Genomic DNA, 1,073 nt, shown 5'->3' on the forward strand with positions numbered 1-1,073 from the left:
TAACTTTGCGCATTATTCTTCACTCAGGAGCGCATTATCCATGGAACGCACGCACCGCATCGATCTGAAGTTACTGCGTTATTTTCTTGCCGTCGCAGAAGAACTGCATTTTGGACGCGCTGCTGCTCGCCTGAATATGTCGCAACCGCCGCTCAGTACGCATATCAAAGAGCTGGAACAGCAGCTCGGCACGTTGCTATTTATCCGTCATTCTCGCAGCGTGGCGTTAACCCACGCCGGAAAAATTTTGATGGAAGAATCGCGCAGACTGTTATCCAGTGCTAATCAGGCGCTGGCACGAGTGGAACAGATTGGTCGCGGTGAGGCAGGGCGAATTGAGCTTGGCGTCATTGGTACCGCAATGTGGGGAAAAATGCGTCCGGTGATGCGGCGTTTTCTGAAGGAAAATCCCAACGTTGAGGTGCAGTTTCGCGAGAACATGCCTGCCATGCAGATGACGATGCTGGAAAGACGTGAACTGGATGCGGGAATTTGGCGCATGGCTACTGAACCTTCTCCCGGATTTACCAGCCTGCGCTTACATGAATCCTCATTTTTGGTGGCCATGCCGGAAGAACATGCTCTTACCGCCTGTGAATCCGTACCGCTGGAAGCGTTGAGAAATGAATATTTTGTCACGATGCCCTCCATTCATACCGACTGGGCATTTTTACAGCGCGTTTGCCTGAGCGCCGGATTTTCACCGATGATTATTCGTGAGGTGAGGGAGCCGCAAACGGTGCTGGCGATGATTAGCATGGGGATTGGGATTACGCTGATTGCCGATAGCTATGCCCAGATGAGCTGGCCTGGCGTGGTATTCCGGCCGTTAGAAGAACGTATTCCGGCGGATTTGTATATTGTCTATGAACAGCAGCAGGCCACGCCAGCGCTGGAAAAACTGGTGGCGGCTTTGACGGTATGATGTCTGTGCCGGATGACTCGCTTCGCTCGCCCTTCGGGCCGTCGCCGTAAACGGCTCCGTTGTTTCGCTGCGCTCAACACCGAACCTGCGGCAGATTCGAATCTTATAAATCGCAGATAGCAAAAAAGCGCCTTTAGGGCGCTTTTTT

At 52.7% G+C, this 1,073-nt stretch carries 1 protein-coding gene; it reads left to right on the forward strand.

All coding sequences use genetic code 11. From position 1 onward, the window contains the following. Positions 1 to 40 precede the first annotated feature (40 nt). A complete protein-coding gene (locus tag FDX03_RS04270) occupies positions 41 to 925 on the forward strand; it encodes a LysR family transcriptional regulator (protein WP_115643121.1) in 885 nt (294 codons plus the stop codon). Positions 926 to 1,073: the final 148 nt, after the last annotated feature.

Source organism: Citrobacter sp. wls827 (assembly GCF_005280875.1).
Lineage (GTDB): Bacteria > Pseudomonadota > Gammaproteobacteria > Enterobacterales > Enterobacteriaceae > Citrobacter > Citrobacter youngae.

Bases quoted from the DNA above. Each gene is read 5' to 3' on its own strand.
- FDX03_RS04270 (WP_115643121.1), top strand. From the start codon at position 41: ATGGAACGCACGCACCGCATCGATCTGAAGTTACTGCGTTATTTTCTT.